Annotated in this window: 22 protein-coding genes; 16 read left to right on the top strand and 6 right to left on the bottom strand. The window is 40.0% G+C overall.

Features of this window, described 5'->3' with window-relative positions:
• Positions 1-60: 60 nt before the first annotated feature.
• The 7 genes from MHH25_RS22665 (at position 61) to MHH25_RS22635 (ending at position 7,035) form a co-directional block, all read left to right on the top strand.
• Positions 61-888, top strand: coding sequence for a sugar phosphate isomerase/epimerase family protein (locus MHH25_RS22665; protein ID WP_340018170.1), 828 nt, complete (start codon positions 61-63; stop codon positions 886-888).
• 159 nt (positions 889-1,047) lie between these two features.
• Complete coding sequence (locus MHH25_RS22660; RefSeq protein ID WP_340018168.1) at positions 1,048-1,395, top strand: hypothetical protein; 348 nt, start codon at positions 1,048-1,050, stop codon at positions 1,393-1,395.
• A 52-nt stretch (positions 1,396-1,447) separates the two neighbouring features.
• Complete coding sequence (locus MHH25_RS22655) at positions 1,448-3,196, top strand: hypothetical protein (RefSeq protein WP_340018166.1); 1,749 nt, start codon at positions 1,448-1,450, stop codon at positions 3,194-3,196.
• A 1,022-nt stretch (positions 3,197-4,218) separates the two neighbouring features.
• On the top strand, positions 4,219-4,680 hold the full coding sequence (locus MHH25_RS22650; protein ID WP_340018165.1) for a helix-turn-helix transcriptional regulator: 462 nt from the start codon (positions 4,219-4,221) through the stop codon (positions 4,678-4,680).
• Between the two features lie 300 nt (positions 4,681-4,980).
• The gene (locus MHH25_RS22645) at positions 4,981-5,928 is read left to right on the top strand and encodes a YafY family protein (protein ID WP_340018163.1); all 948 of its coding nucleotides are present in this window, start codon (positions 4,981-4,983) and stop codon (positions 5,926-5,928) included.
• A 67-nt stretch (positions 5,929-5,995) separates the two neighbouring features.
• Positions 5,996-6,532, top strand: coding sequence for a DinB family protein (locus MHH25_RS22640; protein ID WP_340018161.1), 537 nt, complete (start codon positions 5,996-5,998; stop codon positions 6,530-6,532).
• A gap of 26 nt (positions 6,533-6,558) precedes the next feature.
• The gene (locus tag MHH25_RS22635) at positions 6,559-7,035 is read left to right on the top strand and encodes an EVE domain-containing protein (protein ID WP_340018159.1); all 477 of its coding nucleotides are present in this window, start codon (positions 6,559-6,561) and stop codon (positions 7,033-7,035) included.
• 42 nt (positions 7,036-7,077) lie between these two features.
• Here the strand turns inward: MHH25_RS22635 and yidD are convergent, their stop codons facing one another.
• Positions 7,078-7,305 carry a membrane protein insertion efficiency factor YidD gene (gene yidD / locus MHH25_RS22630; protein ID WP_340020536.1) on the bottom strand — a complete coding sequence of 76 codons (228 nt, stop codon included), beginning with the start codon at positions 7,303-7,305 and terminating at the stop codon, positions 7,078-7,080.
• A gap of 295 nt (positions 7,306-7,600) precedes the next feature.
• On the bottom strand, positions 7,601-7,822 hold the full coding sequence (locus tag MHH25_RS22625) for a hypothetical protein (protein WP_100529170.1): 222 nt from the start codon (positions 7,820-7,822) through the stop codon (positions 7,601-7,603).
• A gap of 261 nt (positions 7,823-8,083) precedes the next feature.
• Here MHH25_RS22625 and MHH25_RS22620 point away from each other — a divergent pair, with 261 nt between their 5' ends.
• The 4 genes from MHH25_RS22620 (at position 8,084) to MHH25_RS22605 (ending at position 13,217) form a co-directional block, all read left to right on the top strand.
• The gene (locus MHH25_RS22620) at positions 8,084-8,677 is read left to right on the top strand and encodes a YdeI family protein (RefSeq protein ID WP_340018157.1); all 594 of its coding nucleotides are present in this window, start codon (positions 8,084-8,086) and stop codon (positions 8,675-8,677) included.
• Positions 8,678-8,894: 217 nt separating this feature from the next.
• Complete coding sequence (locus MHH25_RS22615; protein ID WP_340018155.1) at positions 8,895-9,734, top strand: PRD domain-containing protein; 840 nt, start codon at positions 8,895-8,897, stop codon at positions 9,732-9,734.
• A 146-nt stretch (positions 9,735-9,880) separates the two neighbouring features.
• Entirely contained in the window at positions 9,881-11,746 is a 1,866-nt protein-coding gene (locus MHH25_RS22610; RefSeq protein WP_340018154.1) for a beta-glucoside-specific PTS transporter subunit IIABC, read from the top strand.
• 13 nt (positions 11,747-11,759) lie between these two features.
• Positions 11,760-13,217, top strand: coding sequence for a glycoside hydrolase family 1 protein (locus MHH25_RS22605; protein WP_340018152.1), 1,458 nt, complete (start codon positions 11,760-11,762; stop codon positions 13,215-13,217).
• Between the two features lie 179 nt (positions 13,218-13,396).
• Here the strand turns inward: MHH25_RS22605 and MHH25_RS22600 are convergent, their stop codons facing one another.
• Together MHH25_RS22600 and MHH25_RS22595 are read right to left on the bottom strand one after the other, a co-directional pair.
• Positions 13,397-13,630, bottom strand: coding sequence for a hypothetical protein (locus MHH25_RS22600; RefSeq protein ID WP_340018150.1), 234 nt, complete (start codon positions 13,628-13,630; stop codon positions 13,397-13,399).
• Positions 13,631-13,741 carry a TetR/AcrR family transcriptional regulator gene (locus MHH25_RS22595; protein WP_340018148.1) on the bottom strand — a complete coding sequence of 37 codons (111 nt, stop codon included), beginning with the start codon at positions 13,739-13,741 and terminating at the stop codon, positions 13,631-13,633.
• A gap of 317 nt (positions 13,742-14,058) precedes the next feature.
• Between MHH25_RS22595 and MHH25_RS22590 the strand changes: the two genes are divergently transcribed.
• Positions 14,059-17,589: a tetratricopeptide repeat protein gene (locus tag MHH25_RS22590; RefSeq protein WP_340018147.1), complete on the top strand. Its 3,531-nt coding sequence runs from the start codon at positions 14,059-14,061 to the stop codon at positions 17,587-17,589.
• 76 nt (positions 17,590-17,665) lie between these two features.
• On the opposite strand, the gene MHH25_RS22585 is transcribed toward MHH25_RS22590, so the two are convergent.
• Complete coding sequence (locus MHH25_RS22585) at positions 17,666-17,881, bottom strand: helix-turn-helix transcriptional regulator (protein ID WP_340018145.1); 216 nt, start codon at positions 17,879-17,881, stop codon at positions 17,666-17,668.
• Positions 17,882-17,990: 109 nt separating this feature from the next.
• Here MHH25_RS22585 and MHH25_RS22580 point away from each other — a divergent pair, with 109 nt between their 5' ends.
• From MHH25_RS22580 to MHH25_RS22565, 4 genes are all read left to right on the top strand, one after another.
• On the top strand, positions 17,991-18,260 hold the full coding sequence (locus MHH25_RS22580) for a hypothetical protein (protein WP_340018144.1): 270 nt from the start codon (positions 17,991-17,993) through the stop codon (positions 18,258-18,260).
• A 200-nt stretch (positions 18,261-18,460) separates the two neighbouring features.
• Positions 18,461-19,498 carry an ROK family protein gene (locus MHH25_RS22575; protein WP_340018143.1) on the top strand — a complete coding sequence of 346 codons (1,038 nt, stop codon included), beginning with the start codon at positions 18,461-18,463 and terminating at the stop codon, positions 19,496-19,498.
• 265 nt (positions 19,499-19,763) lie between these two features.
• Positions 19,764-20,963: an MFS transporter gene (locus MHH25_RS22570; protein WP_282322128.1), complete on the top strand. Its 1,200-nt coding sequence runs from the start codon at positions 19,764-19,766 to the stop codon at positions 20,961-20,963.
• 273 nt (positions 20,964-21,236) lie between these two features.
• Positions 21,237-22,256: a hypothetical protein gene (locus MHH25_RS22565; protein ID WP_340018142.1), complete on the top strand. Its 1,020-nt coding sequence runs from the start codon at positions 21,237-21,239 to the stop codon at positions 22,254-22,256.
• Between the two features lie 298 nt (positions 22,257-22,554).
• Here the strand turns inward: MHH25_RS22565 and MHH25_RS22560 are convergent, their stop codons facing one another.
• Positions 22,555-23,160 carry a DedA family protein gene (locus tag MHH25_RS22560; RefSeq protein ID WP_036617246.1) on the bottom strand — a complete coding sequence of 202 codons (606 nt, stop codon included), beginning with the start codon at positions 23,158-23,160 and terminating at the stop codon, positions 22,555-22,557.
• Positions 23,161-23,296: the final 136 nt, after the last annotated feature.

Raw genomic sequence — 23,296 nt, 5'->3', positions numbered from 1 at the left:
AATGATAAAGAAAATGATACACAAGCTGCAATTCCAGACGAGTCACAGGAGGAGATTGGGATGATTAGAGGGTTAACAAATGCGGGACTGGGCAACATCGAGTCTGATGAACAATATATCATAGATGCGGCCAAGCACGGATTCGGATCTGTAGATTTGAATCCGCTCTCATTGATTGAAACGTATGGCAAAGAACAGGCGCAACATCTGTTGGAAAGCAATCAGGTGATCATCGGTTCATCGGGTCTGACGGTAGAGTGGCGGACGACAGATGAGCAATTCCGTGAGGGATTGCAATCGTTGGTCGCTATGGCAGAAGCTTCTGCTTCGTTGGACTGTTACAGCTGTTGCACGTATATTTTACCCTCAACGGATCAACCGGCAGCGCAATTTATGGCAGCGGCTACGAAACGCTTGAGACTCTGCGCAGATATCTTGGATGCTTACGGGATTAAGTTAGGGCTGGAGTTTGTTGGCTGCCATCACTTGCGGACGCAATGGAAGAATCCGTTTATCTGGCGTGTGGAGGATACCCTGGACTGGATCGAGACGATCCATGCGCCTAACGTTGGCCTGCTCGTAGATTCCTATCACTGGCATACGAATGGTCTACCGATGGAAGATCTGCTGAAGCTGAAGAAAGAGCAGATTGTTCATGTGCATATCAATGATGCCTATGATCTGCCTGTGGAAGAATTGCTGGATTATGAGCGTTTGTATCCCGGCGAAGGGGTCATTGATCTGAGTGGGTTTCTGAGAAACCTGCAGGCGATTGGCTACAATGGTGTGGTGGCTCAGGAAGTACTGGCACCGGCATCGAATCTTTGTACGAATGAACTATTTGCCAAGTCGAAGGCTGGGTTCGATCAGGTGTTTGCCACACTTTAGTGTTAACAACTTCTGTTATCAGTGCACAAGCCATTCATATGTGTGCAGAATGACTTTTTGTTACTTTTGTAGGGGTGACAGAAATTTATGGATAGTAAAAATTACCTAGGACTGCTAGACTTGCATTATTAGTAATTTAGTACATATAAGGAGGATATAATGAAAAAGTTTTTAAAGGTTTGGTTAGTCTTAGTTCTAATTATTCTCACTGCAGCACCATCGTACACCCATGCAGCAACCTCTACTAATAAAATTCCAAAACTCCAAAAAATCATTTCATCGTCGGGTACTCAAGTGCTAACAGAAGAAGGAATTTTGATATCATGGGGTGGTTTTGGTAGTGACGAAGGTAGCAAGACGAACTATGCACAATACGTGTTACAAGGAATTAATCATATTGTAGACGTTTCTGTAGTGTACGGAGCGGCTATTGTGGTGACCCAGGACGGAACGGTATGGAAAGGAAGGGAAGGGAAGGGGAGTCGGGGAACTAACAGAGTATACTAAGGTGTATTCAGGAGATAAAACTCACTTCAGTGAAGATGAGAAGATTGTGCAAGTGGAGGCTACTCAAAATTATATCTATGCATTACGAAAAGATGGGCAGGTTCTGGCCTGGAAAAATTCGTATTCTGAACCAGCGTTACCCACGCTTATCCCTGGACTAGATCAGGTTAAAGATATCTTCGGGTCGTATTTCATTCGACAAGACGGTACGGTGTGGCATGTTATGCCTGGAACTTCTGTAGCAAGACAATACATAACAATAACGGATGTCAAAAAGGTAGATCAGTATGGATCTGTGTTCCTTAAAGAAGATGGCACTGTATGGACCAAGAGCGGGGACTCTGCTGTACAAATACAGCAGCTACCCAAAATTATGGACATCTCGAATTCATCTGATGCGAGTTTTGCTTTGGATGAATCTGGAAATATGTATGGTTGGGGGGACAATCGAACAGGTACATTAGGAGATGGGACAGCCAATCAAGCCACGGTTCCCAAGATTATCCTCAAGAATGTACGTTTGGTAAGTGAAGCAGACGGTGGACACACGGTTGTTCAAAAAGAGGATCTAAGTGTATGGGCTTGGGGATTTAATTATAGAGGTGGCCTTGGAATGGAGCTGCCCAACAAAAAGAAGAACTCACCTATCCCTGTTAAGGTTCCATTTCAGTGGCCAACTCTCAATGTATGGGATCAAAGCGTTCGTTTGAATTTAAATGGTAAAAATCTCTACTTTACGTCGAACAAACCTTATCTAACGATAAAACAGGAAGTTATGATCCCGTCGCTCGCTTTTGCCAAACAAGCAAAATGGGCTGCTTCTATCTCCAACGGTAAATTAAACATGAACGATTCTACCCATTCGTTATCTGTGACCAAAAGCAGTATGGTCGATGGCAAAGGGAATGTCCTTTCGTCAAATACCTCAGCGCAGTTCCGAAATGGGGAAGTCTATGTCCCCCTAAGGGTACTTTCTGAAGCATTCAATCTAACATTCAATTACTACTCATTCGATAGATCATATGGGATATATACTGCAGATTTTACTCAAAAGGATAATCTGGATGACTACGGTAAACTAATTAGAACAAAAGCTTTGCCTGCTAAAGCGTCAAAATATCCTTATGTTCTCGCGGGTATCCCTAATCAGTATTATGAGAAAGAATTTCCTAAGGCGAATTCTCTCAAAGGTTTGTCTTTGAATGCAGCGCAGCTCTACCGGTCAAAAGCCGTGGGACTTCCCATTGAGTTAACCAGTGATGACTTTGGGCGTTATGCCAATCATATTTCAAAGTACTATGAGCTATTGCTGAATACAGATTACCGCACCATCAATATGAATTGGGCACCAGCATTGGAAAGCCATGCTGGTGGTTCTACCAGCAAGATGGGTGATAAGACAGCCAGAGAGCTTCAGATGGAAGGGTATGTGAAATGGATTAAGAACAAGAAAGTGATTATTCAGGGAGATGTTCGTCCTGAACCAAGTATGGTGACATATCGTAATGGGGTATTGTATATGCGTACCTACATTCAATATGAGATTGTGCATGCCAATGCACCGAATGATTTGAAGCTTCGTAAGGATCGTGTTGTACAACTCATTTCTGCTCCTAAAGACAAGAAAATTGTAGGTAGCTATGCGATGTATATAGATGTTCCTTTAACTTCGGACCCTGTATTTAGCAATGGGAGTGCATGGGGCTCTTGGTCGAGTGGCTTGAAAGTGGACACGAGGTATAACGACATTATAAAAACGCCTTGGGAGAGTGTGTTCACGTTAACTATGTCTCCTGATTGATGAAGCATTAATTTCTAAGATTTTACAAGTACCTACGGACCCAGGACAACATTATCTTGGATGTTTCGTAGGTATTTCTCAATAACAGATACAAGTGGGAATCGCAAAGATAACGGCTAAGGTAAGTGATAGGTGATTTATAGTTTCCAAGGGAGGTGTGGGAACTTATATCGGAAACCCTGTTGGTTTTCTTTTCTCACATATATCCAAGGTGGTGGGACAGGGGTGCCTAGTGCTTTATACAAGATCGTTCCTTCATCGCTTACGGAATATACTTCGATACTATTCTGTATATCCTCCCACTTAACCTTACCTTGGTAAGACAGTGTCTGCCCTTGAACGACAACATGAGGTGCACCTGAAATGACTCTCTGCGTTATGTTGAGAACTCCAACCTTTTCTGAGGACAACATCACCCATTCACTTATGAAAAGTATGATAATCAAAATGACTATGCTCACAATCCATCGCTTTTTTCTCATTTTGTGACCTCCACTACCTAGGGATCATTCCCTCATAGTTACTGTCTTTTAATGACGGAATCTCGTCAGAGGATGTTATCATCAGCAGTAAGATATTGTACGTTTAACCATAGCTTAATATCCTTTCCTTTTCCATGATAATGTACCATTAATCCACGAGCAAAACTCGAAATGGCTGACAAATGATGAAGGCCATTATGCGAAGGGATTTCTGATCTTATTACTTGTCTCAATCTTTTTGATAAGCATGAAAACTCAGTATCAATAACTAGGTATAATAGAGTGGAGTAATTTTGTTATTGTAACTTTAACATTGCCGTTGGTTTCCTGTTTTTGTATGGGAACCCAGCGGCAATGTTATTTTAGGAAAGCAAAACGTGTATGTATTGTGTAATAGTATGGGTTAACCCTTAAAAGGCACCCAAAGAGTTGAGGAATTTAGAAAAATAGAATTCTATTTTTCTAAAATTCCTTTATATGGACCCTATATTTGGTTTTAATTAACTTAGAAGTAAACAACAAAACAATGGTGGTGAGCAAATGACGAAGAATATATTGAGTGAAAAGTTAAAGCAGTATCGTGAACAAAAAGAAATCACACAACAGGAACTTGCAGATTTATTAGATGTTAGCGATAAATCCATTTCAAAATGGGAATTAGGAAATGGTTATCCAAGCAAAAAAAACATGATGAAAATTGCAAATCTACTTGATGTTTCTTTGGAGGTTATGTTAATTGAGGAGAAGCAAGAGGGAAATAAATTCAAAAAAAGTTTGAAATATGGATTAATTAGTTACTGTATTATATTTGCCGTGACAATATTGATTAAAGGGTGGAGAGAGCAAGAGCGCTATCAAGATTTGTGGAGTGAGAATTTAAGTGAAGTGGTTAAATTAGTATTTATTACGTTCGGGCAAAACATATTTACTGCGTTAATTCCATCTATGATAATTGGTTTAGTTTTTTATTTTTATATCATTCCACGACAGGAAGTTGATTAAATGGATTGATGTTGAAAATGTAAGTGTAGTTGCAATCAATTGAGTAAAAGCAAGAGCTATCCGGGATAGGGGTGGCCTTGCTTTTATTTAAGGTTTAAATTAAGTAAGACAAGTAAATTGGGGTAAGTGGTTCTATATAATCCTTTGTAAACCAGAACAATCGACGGTTGGTACGCTCAAGGAGAAGGAGTCAACTTTTTATGACCGTATATCCAGATGGGATGATAAGGAACTGGAACGTTTCACCGCCATGCTCAGGCAGTTTAACGGATTGGATGATGAAACGGTGGGGGCTAGAAAATGAACAAAACGGAGCGGCAGCTTGCGATTACGCTTGAACTGCAGCGAAGAAAGATGCTACGAGCAGAAGATTTAGCTGCTCAATTTGAGACAAGTGTACGTACGATATATCGAGATATTCAGGCATTAAGTGAGGCTGGTGTTCCGATTATGGGTGCTCCGGGTCAGGGGTATTCCCTCATGGAAGGATATTTTCTGCCCCCGGTAAGCTTCACCGCAGAAGAAGCCGTATCCCTGCTCATGGGAGCTGATTTTATCGAACAGAGATTGGATACAGAATACGCGATGGAGGCTAAGTCGGCTCAACGCAAAATTGAAGCGATATTACCAGAATCCGTTCGTAATGAATCCACGCGTGTTCGAGAAACGATGAGACTGCTTCATACGGTTGAACCTTTAACCCGAGCACGGGTGAAAACATACCTTAACCAGATACGTAGTGCCATTCTGGATCAACGTAAAATCAGCTTTATGTATCTGAAAAAAATGCCAGGAACGGATGGCAATCGGTATAATATGCGTGAGGTTTCGCCCTACGGACTCTCACTGGTTCAGGAGAATTGGATGTTAATTGCACGTTGTGATATGCGACAAGATATTCGTCATTTTCGTTTGTCACGGATGACTGAACTTTCCGTGCTGGAGGATCAATTCCTTTTGCCACCGGATTTTGATCTAAACAGTTATCGACCTCCTGACGACCGTAACGAACGAGTATTAATTCGGGCTAAACCTGAAATTGCTGACAAAGTTATGGAGGCCCTTCATTTTTATATGGATGCATTTGAGGAGCAAGAGGAAGATGTTGTTTTTCATTTTCGTGTCCGCTACCCGGAAGAAATATTGCATTATTTACTTGGATGGGGTGGAGATATCGAGGTCTTGGAGCCGGAGTCTTTGCGCTTCCGAATGCAGGAAGTAGCCAAAAACATCTTAAAACACTACTGACATACACCTGTCAGTAGTGTTTTTTTATACTTTGATATATCACAGATCAAGAGGAGTGGGTTGAAGGATGAGAAGTACAACGGAAGTATTGACATCATTTGAAACGGCAGTAGAACGATATTTGGCAGAACTGAAAAATTTGGATATGTCTAGCTTACTTAAAAAACAAAGTGAAGAGGAATGGTCTATTGGACAGATGTATGTACATTTGATTCAATCAGCGCTTTTCTTACATCTGCATAATATTGAGCAGTGTTTGAGCATCGAGGATTCGACATTAAACTCGGGTGAGGAAAAAACAGAACTAGGTAGGAAAGTATTTGAATTAGGACAATTCCCTCCCGTTCCAATTAAGGTTCCTGCTTCCCCGCAGTATACCCCGCAACCACCCGAGAGCATGGAGTCCTTGATTGATGGGCTTCACATGGTCGTGGACCGGATGAGGAGTACAGAACCTCTTGTATACCAAGTATCGGTAAATAACAAAATACATCATCCAAGGCTTGGCGCTCTAAATGCTCAAGAGTGGTTTTTGTTGATAGAGATGCACTACAGACATCATTTTTTGCAATTAGACCGATTGAAATCGAATCTGGAAATGTAAATGAGAGAAGGGAATGGGATGTATCCATGAAACCAAATCAGGACAGCAGATATTGGATTGGCGTTGTATCTGCTTCTCATGTGAATGTAGCCGTAGAGGGAGGGTTTGCGCAGCTGTGCCATGGCAAGTCAGCGCTGTTGCGACAGATGTCCGCGGGTGATTGGCTGATATACTATTCTCCACGCACAGACATATCAACGGGGCAGCCACTTCAGGCGTTTACCGCTATTGGTCAAATTATCGACGACAGGATATACCAATATCAGATGTCGGAATTCTTTATACCCTTTCGCCGAGATCTCCGTTATTTTCCGTGTCGTGAAGTAAAGATCGCAACGTTGTTAGAACAACTTAGTTTTACACGTGGAAATCGCAATTGGGGGTTTCCATTTCGTAAAGGTCACTTTGAAATTGGGGCTGAAGACTTCATGATGATAGCTTCATCCATGTTGGAAGATGAGACACAGTCACTACTGGATATTAGCTTAAGCCAGAGCTGTTAACCAAACCAAAAGGCCCATAGATTGTCTATGGACCTTTTAATTTTAAGGATAATCATATCCTCCACCGTTGATATTACATTTGCGAAGACGCTGGATGCCCAGGGAAAGACCCTTAATCGCCCCGTATTTCTCAATAGCTTGAATCATATACACAGAACAGCTTGGTTCAAAACGACATTTGTTCCTCACCTCAATGGGGGCAAAACGTTGATAAATTCTAATACTCCATATCAGGATATCTCTAACACGTCGTAGAACTATGAAAAACATACTTGCTATGAAAACAATCTGGGCACTTAGCAAAGCATATACTGGAATGAATGGATTCAAGAGATAGAAACATATCATAGAGATGATTAGCCCGCCGAATAATGCAAGTGAAACGTTAAGCAAAGACTTCAACCAATCAATTTCTGGAATAACATGAGTTCTTATATAGAAACTGCTTCGAGGGTCGTTTTCTTCATGATGTGTATGTAAGAGTCTAATAAGTTCTTCTTCGGATGGCATGTTATTAAATATCAGTTCCTCAGATTCTGAGTTTCTCATGATTGTTGTACTATTATTAAATCTCTCTGTAGAAAATCAGCATATAATGATGCGTTGTAACAGGTTGTTGGAGACAACCGGGTTTCTCGGTGACAGCTAGCGACTCCATGGATTGATAGATCCATCCGGATTGTGCTTTGTGATTTATGATATCCGCAAATAAATTAACAGCAGCCTGAGTATCACCTCGGTTTACTTGAACATTTTTCGGACCTGGAACAACTGTGTACTCTCTCATTTAAATCATCCTTTCGTATGTTGGAATTATAGCAATAGACATTCCATTATTTTACTATGGGTATGGTGAACTGTCGATTGAAACTTATTAGATGAGATTGAATTAAATTATAGGCCATCTAACAGGAGGGTCTTTGTTGTTATGAAGGTTTAAATTCAAGTGGAAAAGTCAATAAAAGCTCTGTAAGCAATGCTGTACAATCCACTGAAAACCAGTACAATTGAACCTATAAAACCATGAGATAAAGAGAGGTATTTCTCCATGACCGATACAAGTGGGAATCGTAAAGTTGACGGCTATCTAAAGAAACTCAAAACGTGGAAGGAAGAGTCCGCTAAGCTGAGAGAGATTATTCGGGATTTTGAACTGACAGAGGATATGAAATGGATGCATCCTTGTTACATGCTGGATGGGAAAAACATCGTTCTCATCCATGGATTCAAAGAGTACGTGGCTATTCTGTTCTTCAAAGGTGCTCTGCTAAAGGATTCGCACGGCATTTTGGTCCAGCAAACGGAGAATGTACAGGCAGAACGCCAGCTTCGCTTCACCAGTCTGGAGCAAATTGTGGAGCAGGAGGCTACGATCAAAGCCTACATCCAGCAAGCAATTGAAGTGGAACAGGCCGGATTGCAAGTGGAAATGAAAAAAACTGCCGAATATAGCGTTCCTGAGGAACTTCAACAGCAATTCGATGAGAATCCTGCTTTCCGAGATGCATTTGAAGCACTGACACCCGGACGGCAGCGGGCATATCTCTATTATTTCTCACAACCAAAGCAATCCAAGACAAAAGTGTCACGAATCGAGAAGTACATGCAGCCGATCCTGGAAGGTAAAGGGTTGAATGATTAATTTGAGTTATAAAGCTTTTCACCAATTGACAAATATAACGTCTTCCACTAAGATAATCGTACAAGTATATAATGAATATAATCAGGATTGTTACTGATCAGCAGGCAAGACCGATTGATATGCAAACATGTATAGGCTATATACGATGTGTGCATTATTAATGGTCTTTTTTTTGTTGCTAAATCTTGTTAACGTTTCATTATAAAAGGAGATTCGTATGAAAATCACGCGAATTATTAATAATAATGTCGTCTCTGCGGTCAATGAACGACAACAGGAGATGATGCTTCTGGGAAGTGGCATTGGCTTTCAGAAGAAAAAGGGAGACCTCGTGGAGACAGGTAAGATTGAGAAGGAATTTTTCCTGAAATCCAAAAATGTAACAGGTAAATTATATGCCTTGCTCGCCCAGATTCCCATGGAGTATATTCGGGTGTCCGACAGCATTATTCAACATGCCAAGCAGTCCTTAAACAAGGAACTCAATGAAAATATATATCTAACGTTAACGGACCATATTAATTTTGCTGTGGCACGGTATAAGCAGGGTATGAATTTCAATAATGCTTTGTTGTCTGAAATTAAAGCGTTTTATTCCAATGAATTTCGCGTGGCTATGAAAGCCCGGGATATGATTAATGAGGAATTTAACATTACACTGCCTGAAGATGAGGCAGGCTTTATTGCCCTTCATATCGTCAATGCAGAACTTGGATCTGAAATGGAAGAAACCATGAAGATTACACAGTTGATTCATAAAGTCTTGAATATTATTCGATATCAGTTTAATATACATTTTAATGAAAGCTCGCTTCATTATTCCAGACTAGTCACACATTTGAAGTTTTTCGCCTATCGCTTGTTTAATCATACGGTTGTGAAAAGCGGTGACAGCGACTTTCTCCATATCATTAAAGAAAAGTATGCGAATGAATATCAATGCAGTCTCCGGATTGCACAGCTGATTCGAGTCGATTATGGAAAAGAATTAACGGAAGATGAATTGGTGTATTTAACGGTTCATATCAAAAGGGTCATTGATGAAGAGAAGGACTGATTCATCAGCCACTATAATGAGTAAACTAGGATTGTTACTGGTGAGGCAGGCAAGACCTAGAGTTCCATCGTGTATAGAGCTTATCTATATTCGATAGAATTCTAGGTCTTTTTTTATACATAAAAACGTTTGAGGGGGAGCAGTACATGAAACATGAAAGCACAGCCGCCGATATTTTGAAACTAGTGGGTGGCGAAAAAAATGTAGATAGTGTAACACACTGTGCTACAAGATTGAGATTTAATCTGAAAGATGAGAAAGTTGCGAACAATGAAGTGTTAAAAAATGTACAAGGTGTGGTGGGTGTTGCCAGCAGTGGTGGGCAGTATCAGGTCATTATCGGTAACGAGGTAAACAATGTGTATAAAGCTTTGACGAAGCTGGGGAACTTTGCAACCAATGACGATGCTCCTACTGTGAAAAAAGGAAAACTGACTACGCTTCTGGACACGATCTCCGGAATCTTTACACCCATCCTGCCAGCCATGATTGGTTGTGCAATGATCAAAGCCGTTCTTCTTATTTTGAAAACATTTGATCTCGTTGATCTGGATGGGCAATTCAATACGATTATGACCTTTATCGGTGATGCGGCGTATTACTTCTTGCCGATGCTGCTTGCCTGGAGTGCGGCTGTTAAGCTTAAAGCTAACGTGGGCTTTGCACTAACCATTGCTGGTGTTCTATTGCATCCTGCCTTAGGGGCGTTGATGTCTGCAGGTAAGCCAGTTGCATTTTTGGGACTGCCTGTTACTCCGGCGACATACACTTCTTCGGTTATTCCGATTATTTTAGCGGTATGGATCTTGTCGTATGTTGAACGGTTTGCGGAGAAATATTCACCATCGGTTATCAAATCCATTCTTAAACCGTTGATCGTGATTCTTATTATGGCTCCACTAACGCTGATTGTACTAGGTCCAATCGGTGCCATCGCGGGTAACTACCTGGCGTCAGGCGTTTCTTTTGTTAATACACATGCAGGTTGGTTAGTATCTGGTATTATCGGCGGGGCATTCCCGTTCCTGATTATGACAGGTATGCATTATAGTTTGGGACCTGTTGTGCTCACTGCTTATGCTCAGACGAAAACCGATAGTATTGTTGGTCCAGGTATGCTTGTACACAATATTTCTCAAGGTGCAGCTGCGCTTGCGGTCGCTCTCCGAACTAAAAATAAAGCATTTAAACAAGTTGCATATTCTACCAGTGTAACTGCCCTGCTCGGAATTACCGAACCCGCTTTGTTTGGTGTAAATCTAAGATTGAAAAAACCACTAATCGCTGTAATCGTTGGTGGCGCTGTAGCGGGTATATATGTTGGATTGTTCGGTGTAGCTCGATCGGCTCTAGGTATTGCAGGTATAGCTACCCTGCCGGCATTTATCACGGATCATCCATGGAATTTGGTTCATGCGGCAATTGGTTGTGTGATTGCATTTGTAGTTACATTCATCATGACTCTTATCTTAGGATTTGAAGATGTACCTGAGGATGGAAAGAATCAATCAACACAAGAAAAATCTGCTACGAACGATCGTACGCCAGTTGCCGGTGTTTCTGAACATGTCCTCACTGCTCCGTTGACTGGTAAAGTTCTGGAGTTATCCACAATTAATGACGAAGCTTTTGCAACGGGCGCTATGGGAAAAGGGATCGCTATTGAACCTACGGTCGGAAAACTTGTAGCACCAGCCGATGGAGTGGTATCTGCGGTTTTCCCTACGTCCCATGCCATTGGTATTAGTTCAAATGATGGTGCGGAGCTTCTCATTCACATCGGGATGAATACGGTGAAGTTGAAAGGTGAGCATTTCAAGGTTCACGTCAAAGAAGGCAATACTGTAAAAGCTGGAGATTTGCTCATTGAGTTTGATACGGATGCCATAGCGACTAAAGGTTACGATCTGACTACACCGATCATTGTTACGAATTCGGATGATTTTGTAGATGTCATTACAACTGACAAAGCATCAATTACAATCGGTGAAAATCTCATCAAGATTATTTAAGGAGGAATGGTTCATGAATAACAAAAATGGTTTCCCCGAATCCTTCATGTGGGGCGGTGCAACAGCGGCGAATCAATACGAAGGTGCCTGGAACCTTGATGGTAAAAAAGCGAGTACAGCCGATATGATGACGGGCGGAACCCATACGGTTCCCCGTCGGATCACGATAACGACTGAAGAGGGAGTTCATTACCCTTCTCATGAAGCAGTAGATTTTTATCATCATTACAAGGAAGACATTCGTTTGTTTGCAGAGATGGGTTTCCGTTGTTACAGAATGTCCATTGCATGGTCCAGAATTTTCCCTAACGGAGACGATGCAGCGCCAAATGAAGCAGGACTTCAATTTTACGACAATGTGTTCAATGAATTGAAAAAGTATAATATCGAACCGATCGTTACAATCTCCCATTATGAAGCACCGTTTGCTTTAACCGAGAAATTTAACGCTTGGGCTTCCAGGGAAATGATCGATTGTTATGTGAAATATTGCGACGCAATCTTTAATCGTTACAAAGACGTGGTGAAGTATTGGATCACCTTTAACGAGATTAATAGCCTGATTGTTCCGGCAGGTGCCTACTTGGCGGGAGGACTTCTGGTTGATAAAAAAGGCGGCGTATTTAACAATACAGCAGTGGACAGCACGCAGATGAGATTTCAATCGTTGCACCATCAATTCGTCGCGAGTGCCAAAGCCGTCAAGCTTGCACATGGGATCAATCCAGACTTCAAACTTGGTTGTATGATTAATTATAGTCATGGTTACGGAAGTACATGTAAACCTGAGGATATGTTAAAGGCTCTGAGAATGGATCAGATCAACAATATGATGAGCAGCGACGTGCAAGTTAGAGGGGAGTATCCCGACTTTGCCAAGAGGTATTTTGAAGAGAAAAATATTCACATTCAGATGGCTGATGACGATCAGGAAGTTCTCAAACAAGGTTGTGTTGATTTCTATAGCTTTAGCTACTATAAATCTCACGTGGTGGGTACCCGTCCAGAGGGTGATGAGACCCAAGGTAACGTCTTTGGTGGATACAAAAATCCATATCTGAAAGCTACGGACTGGGGATGGCAGATTGATCCAGTTGGACTTCGGTACGTGCTGAACCACGTATACGATCGTTATCGCATCCCGATGATGATTGTAGAGAATGGTCTGGGTGCAGTTGATGTGGTTGAAGAGGACGGCACCATTAACGATACGTACCGAATTGAGTTTTTGCGCGCTCACATTGAACAAATGAGAGAGGCAGTCCGTGATGGCGTTAACCTGATCGGTTATACAGCTTGGGGTTGCATCGACATCGTTAGTGCATCCACTGGTGAGATGGGAAAACGCTACGGATTCATCTATGTAGATAAGGATAATGAGGGCAAAGGCACCCTGAAAAGAAGCAAAAAGAACAGTTTCCACTGGTATAAAAAGGTGATTGAATCCAACGGGGGGAGTTTGGAGTTGTAAATATGAAAGAGTAGAATTTATCAGAGGCTTACCATTGAATGGATCAGCTAACGGTAAAGAAAACTTTATAAACTTAGGAGGCAGTCGAGGTATCATCGACTGCCTTTATTTATTGGATAGATTTGATCGCAGATGTTCAACAAGATCAAGTTCTCCTCGGTGCCAATCTCATATCGTTTTTATTGATTCTTCAGATATGCCTTCTTGGTTTCGATCATCAGTTCAACATGTTCATTCTTGGCGTTGGTGTAGATCGTACCTTTATTCTTTTCAAAGATGATGACAATCTGATTCCAATATCTCCGTAATACATCAACCTGTTCCTGCAACAGCGCTGACTTTCGCTCGCTATCCGTTTCCTCGAACAGGGTCTGATTATCAAAGTGAATCGTCTCCACCAACACATTCTTCAACTAATCCACCAGATCCGGTGGCACGACGGCGTAGAATAGTTCTTTCTTGTTCTTAAAATAAGTATAGATATTAACCACGGAAATATTGATCTCATCCGCGATATCACTCATCTTGGCATCCACATAGCCTTTTTCAAAAAAAGACCTTGAGCGCCGCGTATTCAATCTCTTTCCTGACTTCGTCTTTCTTGGCTTGCACTGTCGGGAACGACTCCTTAATAGTGAATGATTGGTTCGTTATTAGGTTAGAGTTTTTTTGGGGATTTGTTAAATGGGGGGATTGGGAGAAGAAAGTAATGATAAATAAAGTGACTTAGGACAATATGATATGGGTAAAATCGAGTGTGACTTTTCATTTTATGGTACAATTTATCTAAATCAAACTAGTTCCAAAGGATTAATAAAAAATTAAATAGGGAGGGTAATATATGGAGAAAAGTACAGTTAATATATTGCATCTATCAGATATCCATTTTGGAATGGACAATGACAGGACACAGATAGCACAAAGAAAGAATGCATTAAATGAATTACTTAACACTTTGTCAAATCTAGATGAAAAGGAAAAGCCTGACATAATTGTTGTTTCTGGCGATATAACTTGGCAGGGGAAAGTTGAAGGTTACTCCCTTGCAAAATCTTGGTTACAGGAACTGCTACATATAGTCTCATTGGATACTACTGATGTAATCCTATGTCCAGGAAATCATGATATGACTCGAAATAGGACGATTGGATTAGGAATTCCAAGTTCTTCATCTGAGGCTGATAGCTGGTTAAGTATAGATAATATTAGGAATTTGTATGGTCCATTTAATGACTATGTTGAGTTTTGTAAAGAGTTCAATATAGTTCCTTTAAAGATAAATAATAAAGAAAATTATTTATTTGGCACAAGAAAGTTGAAGGGAATTAATTTTGTGGTTTTAAATTCGGCTTGGTTTTGTAGGAATAATGATGATGCAAGGAAACTATGGATAGGACTTCCGCAGTTGGAGCTTATGAACGCTGAAGGGGAAATAGCACATTACAAAGATCGAAGTATTAATTCTAATGTAGCTGTAGGAGTAGTACATCATCCCTCAGCGTGGCTAAATGAGGAAGAGCAAAATTCATATAATGAACGTCCATCTACTTACAGATATCTTTCTGAGCGCACAGACCTTATTCTTTCAGGACACACACACGGAGCTTATGAACCAGCAACACGTAGCTTTAATAAAGCATACTTCATTTCCGGGGGAGCTGCATACTCGGGAGGAAGATTTAGAAATAGTTTTTCAATAATAAGAATTACACCAGAGGAACAGACAACTGAAAGAGTACCGTTTGAATTCAATCCCAGACAGAACAGTTGGGATAAACTGAAAGTTGAGAAACTTTTTTTTGATAAATCGGAAGAAAGGAGTGATCAAGTAGAAAAAATACAGATTAATTCGAAAATTTGGAATGTTCCTCATCGTAGACATCCATTTTTTGTTGGGCGGGATGCTGAAATACAAAAAATCAAAGATATGTTTGTGGAACATGCTAATACTCAAAGATTAATAGCAATACATGGAATGGGGGGAATCGGAAAGAGTCAATTGGTTATAGAATATGCTTATGTCAAAGAAAACGAATATCAAACAGTGTGGTGGATTAGATCTGATGAAACTTTAACTATAATGGCTGATATTGAGGCTTTGTGTGTGAAATTGGGATTGCCTATTAGAGATGAAAAACAAGAATCAATAGCTAAAGAAGAAATCTTTAGATGGATGGAAGAAAAAGAGGATTGGTTAATAATTTTTGATAATGCTGAAAGTCAGTCTGAGTTAGCGAACTTCATTCCGTTAAAACATAAAGGTCATATACTAATAACAACTAGGAATCCGAACTGGTTAGTTAGTATGGCACTTAACCTTTTGATGTCGGAAAAATCAATCGAGTTTTTAACCAAAAGTACAGGGCAAAATGATTTAAAGGCGGCAGAGGAATTATCAATAGCACTAGGGGATCTACCGCTTGCATTAGAACAAGCTAGTGCCTATATTAGAGAGTCAGGATTGACACTAGCTGAATATTTGGAGCGATTCAAGAAATTTCGAAGCCAAATAGTTAGTCGGGGAAAACCTCTAAATTATTCAAGCAATGTTGCTACTACGTGGGAAATTTCTATTCAGAAATTATGTGAAGAATTTCCAGTAGCTAATGATTTTATGATATTTTGTTCATTTTTATTTCCTGAATTGATTAGAAAGGATATATTTTGTGTTAGTGAGATTTTACCCGAATTTTTAAAAACCTCAATTAAGACTCTTTTCGAATTTGATGATTTACTAACTAAATTAAGAAGTTATTCCCTAATCCAAACAGGTAATAATGCTTTCTCAATTCATCGTTTAATTCAACTCATAGTTAATGACAAACTAACTAATGATGAGAAAAGTAACTGGGTATCTGCCGTAGCGAAGCATTTAATGATGTTATTTAATCGTTCTGAAGATTTTCAAATTTCAGTCTCTGATATCATTCCTCATATTCTTAATCTTTCTTCTTATATTAGCGAGGATGATGAAATCACTAAAGATGTTGTGGAAATGTTGAATATAGTATATTTGTATTATTTGGATTTTGGAGTATTTAGTGAAGCAAAAGAACTTGCCTATTTAATTTATAATTATTCAGAAAAAGTAGTTAGTGATGATAAAGAACGTCTACTATCCAAATCTTACTTTAATCTAAGCAATGTTCATTTAAAATTAGGTCAGTTTATTGAAGCGAAGAAGTATATATTACTAGCTAATAATGATGAGTTTATGAAACCTAATCAAAAAGCATTGTTATTGAATGGTTTAATTCATATTGAAAGAGAATTGGGGAATTTTAGTGAATCTCTTTCAGTTCACTTAGAATTAGATGAACTCATCGAGAGTAATCCCGAAAATTTTGATAATGTTGATTTGGGTCAAATCGCTAATAGTTTAGGAATGACACTGTCTAATATGTCAGAATATGAAAGAGCAGAAGAATGCTTTAAGAAGGCAATTAAGTTCTGGGAAAAAGCAGGGAAAAATACAGACCAATTTATTGCTTTGGTTTATAGTAATCTTGGAAACATTTATAGACTCACAGGCAAAAATGAATCCTCAAGAGATTATTATAAAAAGGCAATAGATATTAATAAAAGACTTTTTGGAGAGAAAAATATTTCGATTTCAAATGACTATGGTAATATAGGACTTTCATATTACAATGAGTACAATTTCTTTTATGCAAGAAGGTACTTCAGGAAAGCAATGGAGATTAATAATTTGATTTTCAATGAAGTCAACGCCCATAATGCAATATTATTAAATAATATTGGAATGGTAGAGGAGGCCGAAGAAAATCTGGAAAAGGCAAAAAGATATTACGAAGATTCATTAGATGTTTTTGAAAAACTAGGAAACTACGAAAATCATGATTTCGCAATTACTTACTATAATATTGGTGGCCTCCATCAAATCTTGAAAGATTTTAAATCGGCCTACTATTATTTGAATAAAGCTCTAGAAATTGATAGGAAAGTTTATGGACTAAATCATCCTGAAGTGGCCAAAGACTTAGGAAAGCTTGGGACTATGATGATAGATCAAAGAAATATAGCTGAAGCAATAGAATACCTTAATGAAGCGAGAGGGATATATGAGTTTAAACAATTAATAAATTCACCAGATTATGTTATGGTTCTGGCTAATCTTTCAATTGCGTTATATATTCAAGGTAACAAAAAAAAGGCAAAGACCCTTTTAGATAAATCTTTATGTATCTCGGGAGATATTATGGGAGAAAATAATAGTCAACAATTGATTATATTCAGTTCCTTTAAAGTAACTCTTCTAGCAGAGGGGCGGTTATTAATTGAATTGGACTTTTTAAAATCCTTACAATATAAGTATGGACTATTTAATAAAGAAAACGACCATTTTCTCTAAATTTTGATTACTTATTTAGTACGTTTTTATGATATTTTTTTAAAAAAGGGATGTGCATATAACAAACATACCTACATTACATATCCTTAATCTCAATAATTTCTCTTATATCATCAATACCCAACGCCTCAGCAATCCGTTCAATGTGAGCAAAATTGATATTCTCACGTTTCCCTGACTGCAACTCACTCAAAGCGGCGTGGCGAATATCAGACAAACGTGCCAGTTCTCGCAACGAGATATTATGTTTTTCAATGAGCTTATGAATATTAACAACGACTTTCTTTGCCATGCTAAATCACTCCTAAAATTTCCATATGGTCTTGACGTTACGCATGAGCGTACCATATACTTTTTGTATATCTGGTACTCTTATGCGTACCAATTTTAGGAGTGGTGACATGACAAGTACCAACAGCGAAGACTTAACTTTGCAGTACGCACAACTCGTAGAACAGGAAGACGATTACGTTGATCAACTCATCACATGCAACAAACTCATCCTAGATGCCATGGACATCATTGCTAAGCAGGCAGGTGTGTTAGAGATGGACACGGTTAAACAGGCGGCATATCACCTTCACTCCATGGAACAGGATCTGAACCGCAAGTTATTTAAAGTTCGACTGGAGAAGAGCATCTTGGCAAATCAAATGAGCCAGTCTACATAAAGTCACCCTAAATTAAAGGACAGTACAGGATCATATAAGATGATCCTGCGCTGTCCTTTTGCCTTTCCATCCAAACGATTTTCGCTTCCAATTTAGCATTGACTTTCCTTCCAAATCCTCCTACACTTCAATTATTAAAACACTTTTAAAAACATTCATTGAATGGTTCGAAATGAACGAAAGGAGGCATATAACTTACCATGTTACCCACATCACACAACACCCAGCAGGTGAAGCGAATTAACGTTGAATTGGTGAAGAACACGCTCCGATCCATGGGCGTAGGCACGAAAGCTTCCATTGCAAACTTGACGAAACTCAGCGTAGCCACATGTGGCACGATCCTGAACGAATTACTCCAAACGGGTGAGATTATCGATCTGGGTCCAGATGAGTCGAGTGGGGGAAGACCGGCGAGTCGGTATCAGTTTAATGCGGACTACGCAAGTGTGTTGTGCTTGATTATTCGGACAGAGGGCGGCATTCACTCAATCACACATACATATGCCAATCTGAACGGAGAGATGGCGGATGAACAGACATTCTTTTTGGATGAGATTAATGTAACGGTGGTAGAGGATCTGATTGGGAATCTGATTGAACAACACCACAATGTGCAGGCGATTGGGATCGGCATACCTGGGGTGGCACACAACGGTGTGATTGGGATTTGCGACGTACCGGAGCTGATGTATCAGCCACTTGGGCCAAGGCTTAAGGAGCAATATGAAGACGTGGAAGTGGTCATTGGCAACGATATGAACCTGACGGTCTACGGACTGTACAACCAGCAGCAATTTGAGGAAGAGAAGAATTTTGCGGTGGTGACGTTTCCGGAGAATCATTTTCCGGGTGCAGGCTTTATCATTGATGGTCGTCCGCTGACCGGGAATACGCAATTTGGGGGCGAGGTGTCCTTCTTACCTTTTGGCGTGTCACGAGAAGAGCAGTTGCGAATGTTGAAAATGGTGGAAGGGTTGCAGGAACTGGTCGTACAGACACTGGTATCCATCATCGCGATCATTAACCCCGCTACGATTGTAGTCACAGGGGATACGACGGACCCTGCTATGAGGGATGACCTGATGCAAGGTTGTCTGGATCGAATGATTCCACTGGAGCATATGCCGGAGTTGATCATCCAAAGAGACACTCGTCGCGAATATGTCACGGGGCTGGTCGCGGTGACGCTGGAGAGCCTGACCTACCGCATTCAGGTGGTTGAGAAGCAGTGGTAAAGCTTAACCATGTTTCCTATTTCAAATGTACAAATCATTGACACGATAACGTAGAGGGCAGAACCAATCTGAAGAACGCCTTTATCACTGTATTTTCACCTTTAGGAACAATTCAAAAAAATACAGGGATAACAGCGGTCGGAAGATGGTACTGCAATCGTAGTTATAACGTGCAATCATTTTCCTGAACACAATGGAGGAACTTATTTTGAATCAGCAAGCAGGTACGCAAGGCAACAAACGAAATTTCAACAAGCTGTACGCCATGCAACTGGCAACGATCTTTCTTGGATTTATCGTATTTGGCATATCGGAAAATATTAAGGGGCCAGCCATTCCGCGCATTCAATTCGACTTCAATCTGGATGAGAAACAGCTCGGGACGTTATTGTCCCTGAATGCACTGGGGTACCTGATCGCCTGCTCCTTCACGGCTATTCTGGTTCGCAAATGGGGCATCAAGGCGGTTAGCATCATATCGTTTGCATCGATGATCCTATCGGGTGTGTTCATTTATGTGTCTCATACCTATCCACTCTTTGCTTCATCATACTTCTTCATGTACATCGGTAACGGCATGCTGGAGATTGCTTTGGCGATTCTGGGTGCGCGGATCTTTGTGAAAAACACAGGTACGATGATGAACCTGTCCCATTTCTTCTATGGGTTAAGTTCAACGGTAGCACCTTTGTTGGCGACGGGTGTGATGTCTTTGAGCGTGTTTGGACACGAACTGGACTGGCGTGGCATGTATCTGGTGATGTTGTCACTCTGTCTGCTGCCGATCATTGCGGCGCTGCGCAGCAAATTCCCGGGGGATGATCTTCCTCATGAAGATCGGACTTCACTGAAGACGTTAACACGTGATCCTGCCCTTTGGCTGATGGTGCTCATTCTTTCTTTTGGAGTGGTATCGGAGCTGGCTGTTGGGGGTTGGCTGGTTAATTTCCTGGAAAAAGCCTACACGTGGGACACGGTCAAAGCCTCCGGGTTATTATCTGCGTTCTTCCTCACATTCTCGCTGGGACGCCTGCTGCTTGGGCCATTGACGGACCGGATCGGATTTGTATTGTCACTGATTCTGTTCTCGGCGTTCTCAGGAGTATGTACGTTCGTGGCGCTTGCAGGGGGAGAGCGTCTTGCGATTTTCTTTGCGATATCTGGCGCGGGTATAGCGATGATCTATCCAACAGTGATGGCGTTTATTGCACGCAGATATCCGAATGGCAGTGACACCGCGATTACATTCACGGTTACCTTGATGGGGGTTGGTAGTGTCATCGGTAACTATGTGATTGGCTGGGTGATTGAAGGCGTGAAGAATCTGTACGGTTCAACGACTCAGTTGGGACTGCTGCGCGGACTTCAGGCGGGATATGGATTCATCGGTTTATGTGCTGTGATCTGTGCGGCATCTGGCGTAGTGTTGTATGTGTATTTGAAAAGAAGGCAGGAATTGATTTAGAAATCACGTGTTAATTTGGGAAATGAACTGCATACTCACACCTTACTTTTTTATTCAAGAAATAAATAGATCAAGCCCTAAGCGGTTATGCGATTAGGGCTTGATCTAAGGATCTTAATAAGTCGTTTCAATGTTTAATCGTACTTTAAGTGTCATGAGAGAGGTTCTAATACATATTTCATTATAAATTCATATTTTTTATTATAGGGAATTGACAAATAATCATTTAAGTATACATGATAAGGTATGTTAATTATAAAGGAGAGTGAACACGTGGAGAAAAAATTAGAGATTCATCCCCCCTCAATTCAAACTTTTTTAAATCATGCATACCCACTCGCGATATTAGAGAAAGATAAGGCTTTCTTAGGCTGGTTTTTCACGAACTATACTCAACTTTACACTTTTAATAATAGAAAAGAGCCAATAGATGACTTTAAAATAGATTTCTTCTCCCACAATGGAAAATACCCTAACATCCCTTTTTTAGAGTATTCAAACGTAAACAAAAATACAATCAATACGCTCAATAAAAATATTTTGGATATAGTGTTAGAAAATATTGACTTAAATTATTATGTAGAAGTTGGTATTGATGAATATTACTGGTCTAACAAATCAAGTTATAAGCGAAGACATTTCCATCATGATAATTTAATATACGGTTACAATAAAAACGAAAAGAGGCTGTATTATCTTGGTTACAATAAACAAATGATATTTGGCCAATACGCCATACCATTTGCAGAATTTGTTTTATCATTCACAGAAAATCCGGAATCCACTATTAAATTCATAAGAAATTTCACTTCTGAATTAACAAGTAACACTACTAAGTATGTTTATCATTTTAATTTAGAGTTTGATTTGGATATTTTTAAATTGTATTTAGAAGATTTCGTAAAATCCCAAAACTCTTTCCTTACACATAAAGGTACTAGAAACTCTGTTTTCGGACTAGCTATATATGATGAACTACTACTTAAATTTTCTGATGACATAGAATTAAGTAAAGATATGAGATTATGCAGGATAATCTGGGAACACAAGAAGATCATGAATAGAAGGATAGATTATTTAAAATCAAAAGGATATTTGAATGCTGAGGATTTTGAAGACTTATCAAAAAAATCTCTATTTCTGTGCAATGAATGTTTGTTGTTGAAAAATTTATCATTGAAATATACCATTACAAATAATATGAAAACTTTTTCAGCTATATTAGTAAAACTAAAGGAAATACAGTTACTTGAAAAAGAATTGGTAACCGATTTATTATTAGCTGTTACATAGTTCACTAAAATTTATTATTTCACTTGAAGAAAAATAAACCCTTTGGCTCGGTTCAAGGTGGTTTGCTTTCGAATGAAATAAGAATACGTGAGGCCTACTTTCATGACATCGATATAGTAAAATCAAGACTTTAAGTCTTCAGTGGCAAAAAAAGAAGTCCGTATTTAGCGGCTTTTTCTTTTTTCAAACAAAAGCCCCACTGATCTTCACAATCAGTGGGGCTTATATCTATTCTCACAAGTGAATGCTTACCAAACTCAACCTCAAACTGCGCATCTCTTTTCCTTACTTAACAAGCCTATGACTTGTTCAAAGCCGTTCTTCTTTTCCAACGTTTCAAAAGCACGTAAAATCCAAAAGCACCTAAGAAAATCACCGCTGCCGGAACGATATAAGGTTTAACAATCTCATCCACATGCTCCCATTGAGAGCCTAGTTTGAAGCCTAAGTAGATGTACAATGAGGTGATTGGAAGCATGGCCAAGAAGGTAAAGATACTGAATTTAAACACATTCATTTTCGCCATTCCACATGGGATGGAGATCACGGTCCGAATACCGGGTACAAAACGTCCATAGAAAGCTACCCCGCTGCCATATTTCTCGAAGAACTTATCGGAAGCGTCCAGATGGTGGGGGCGAATCAAGAAATACTTGCCGAATTTTTCGACCATCGGTCTGCCGCCATATCGTCCCAGGGCATACAACGTCAGAGGTCCAAACGTTCCACCTACGGTACCAGCGAGTATAGCCAGCCAAAGCTTCATATCCCCAAGATACACCCAATATCCCGCCATGGGCAGTACAAGTTCAGCAGGTACGAATTCAAACGACAAGGCAATGACCAGACCTGCGTATGACAAATCTTTAAAAAAGAGTATAAATTGCGTGATCCATTCTGTCATGCTTTCCCTCCATGAATCTATCTTTTTTATATATAAAAGAAACACTCCTGTACAAAGAGTAACAATAGCGAATAGAGCTTGTCAAAGTTCACATGGATGTCCATTTCAGGGCACACTGCGGCAATATGTTTACCCG

This window comes from Paenibacillus sp. FSL H3-0457, assembly GCF_037981725.1.
Classification (GTDB): Bacteria; Bacillota; Bacilli; order Paenibacillales; family Paenibacillaceae; genus Paenibacillus; species Paenibacillus amylolyticus.
This window is presented reverse-complemented; position numbering and strand designations above follow the sequence as displayed.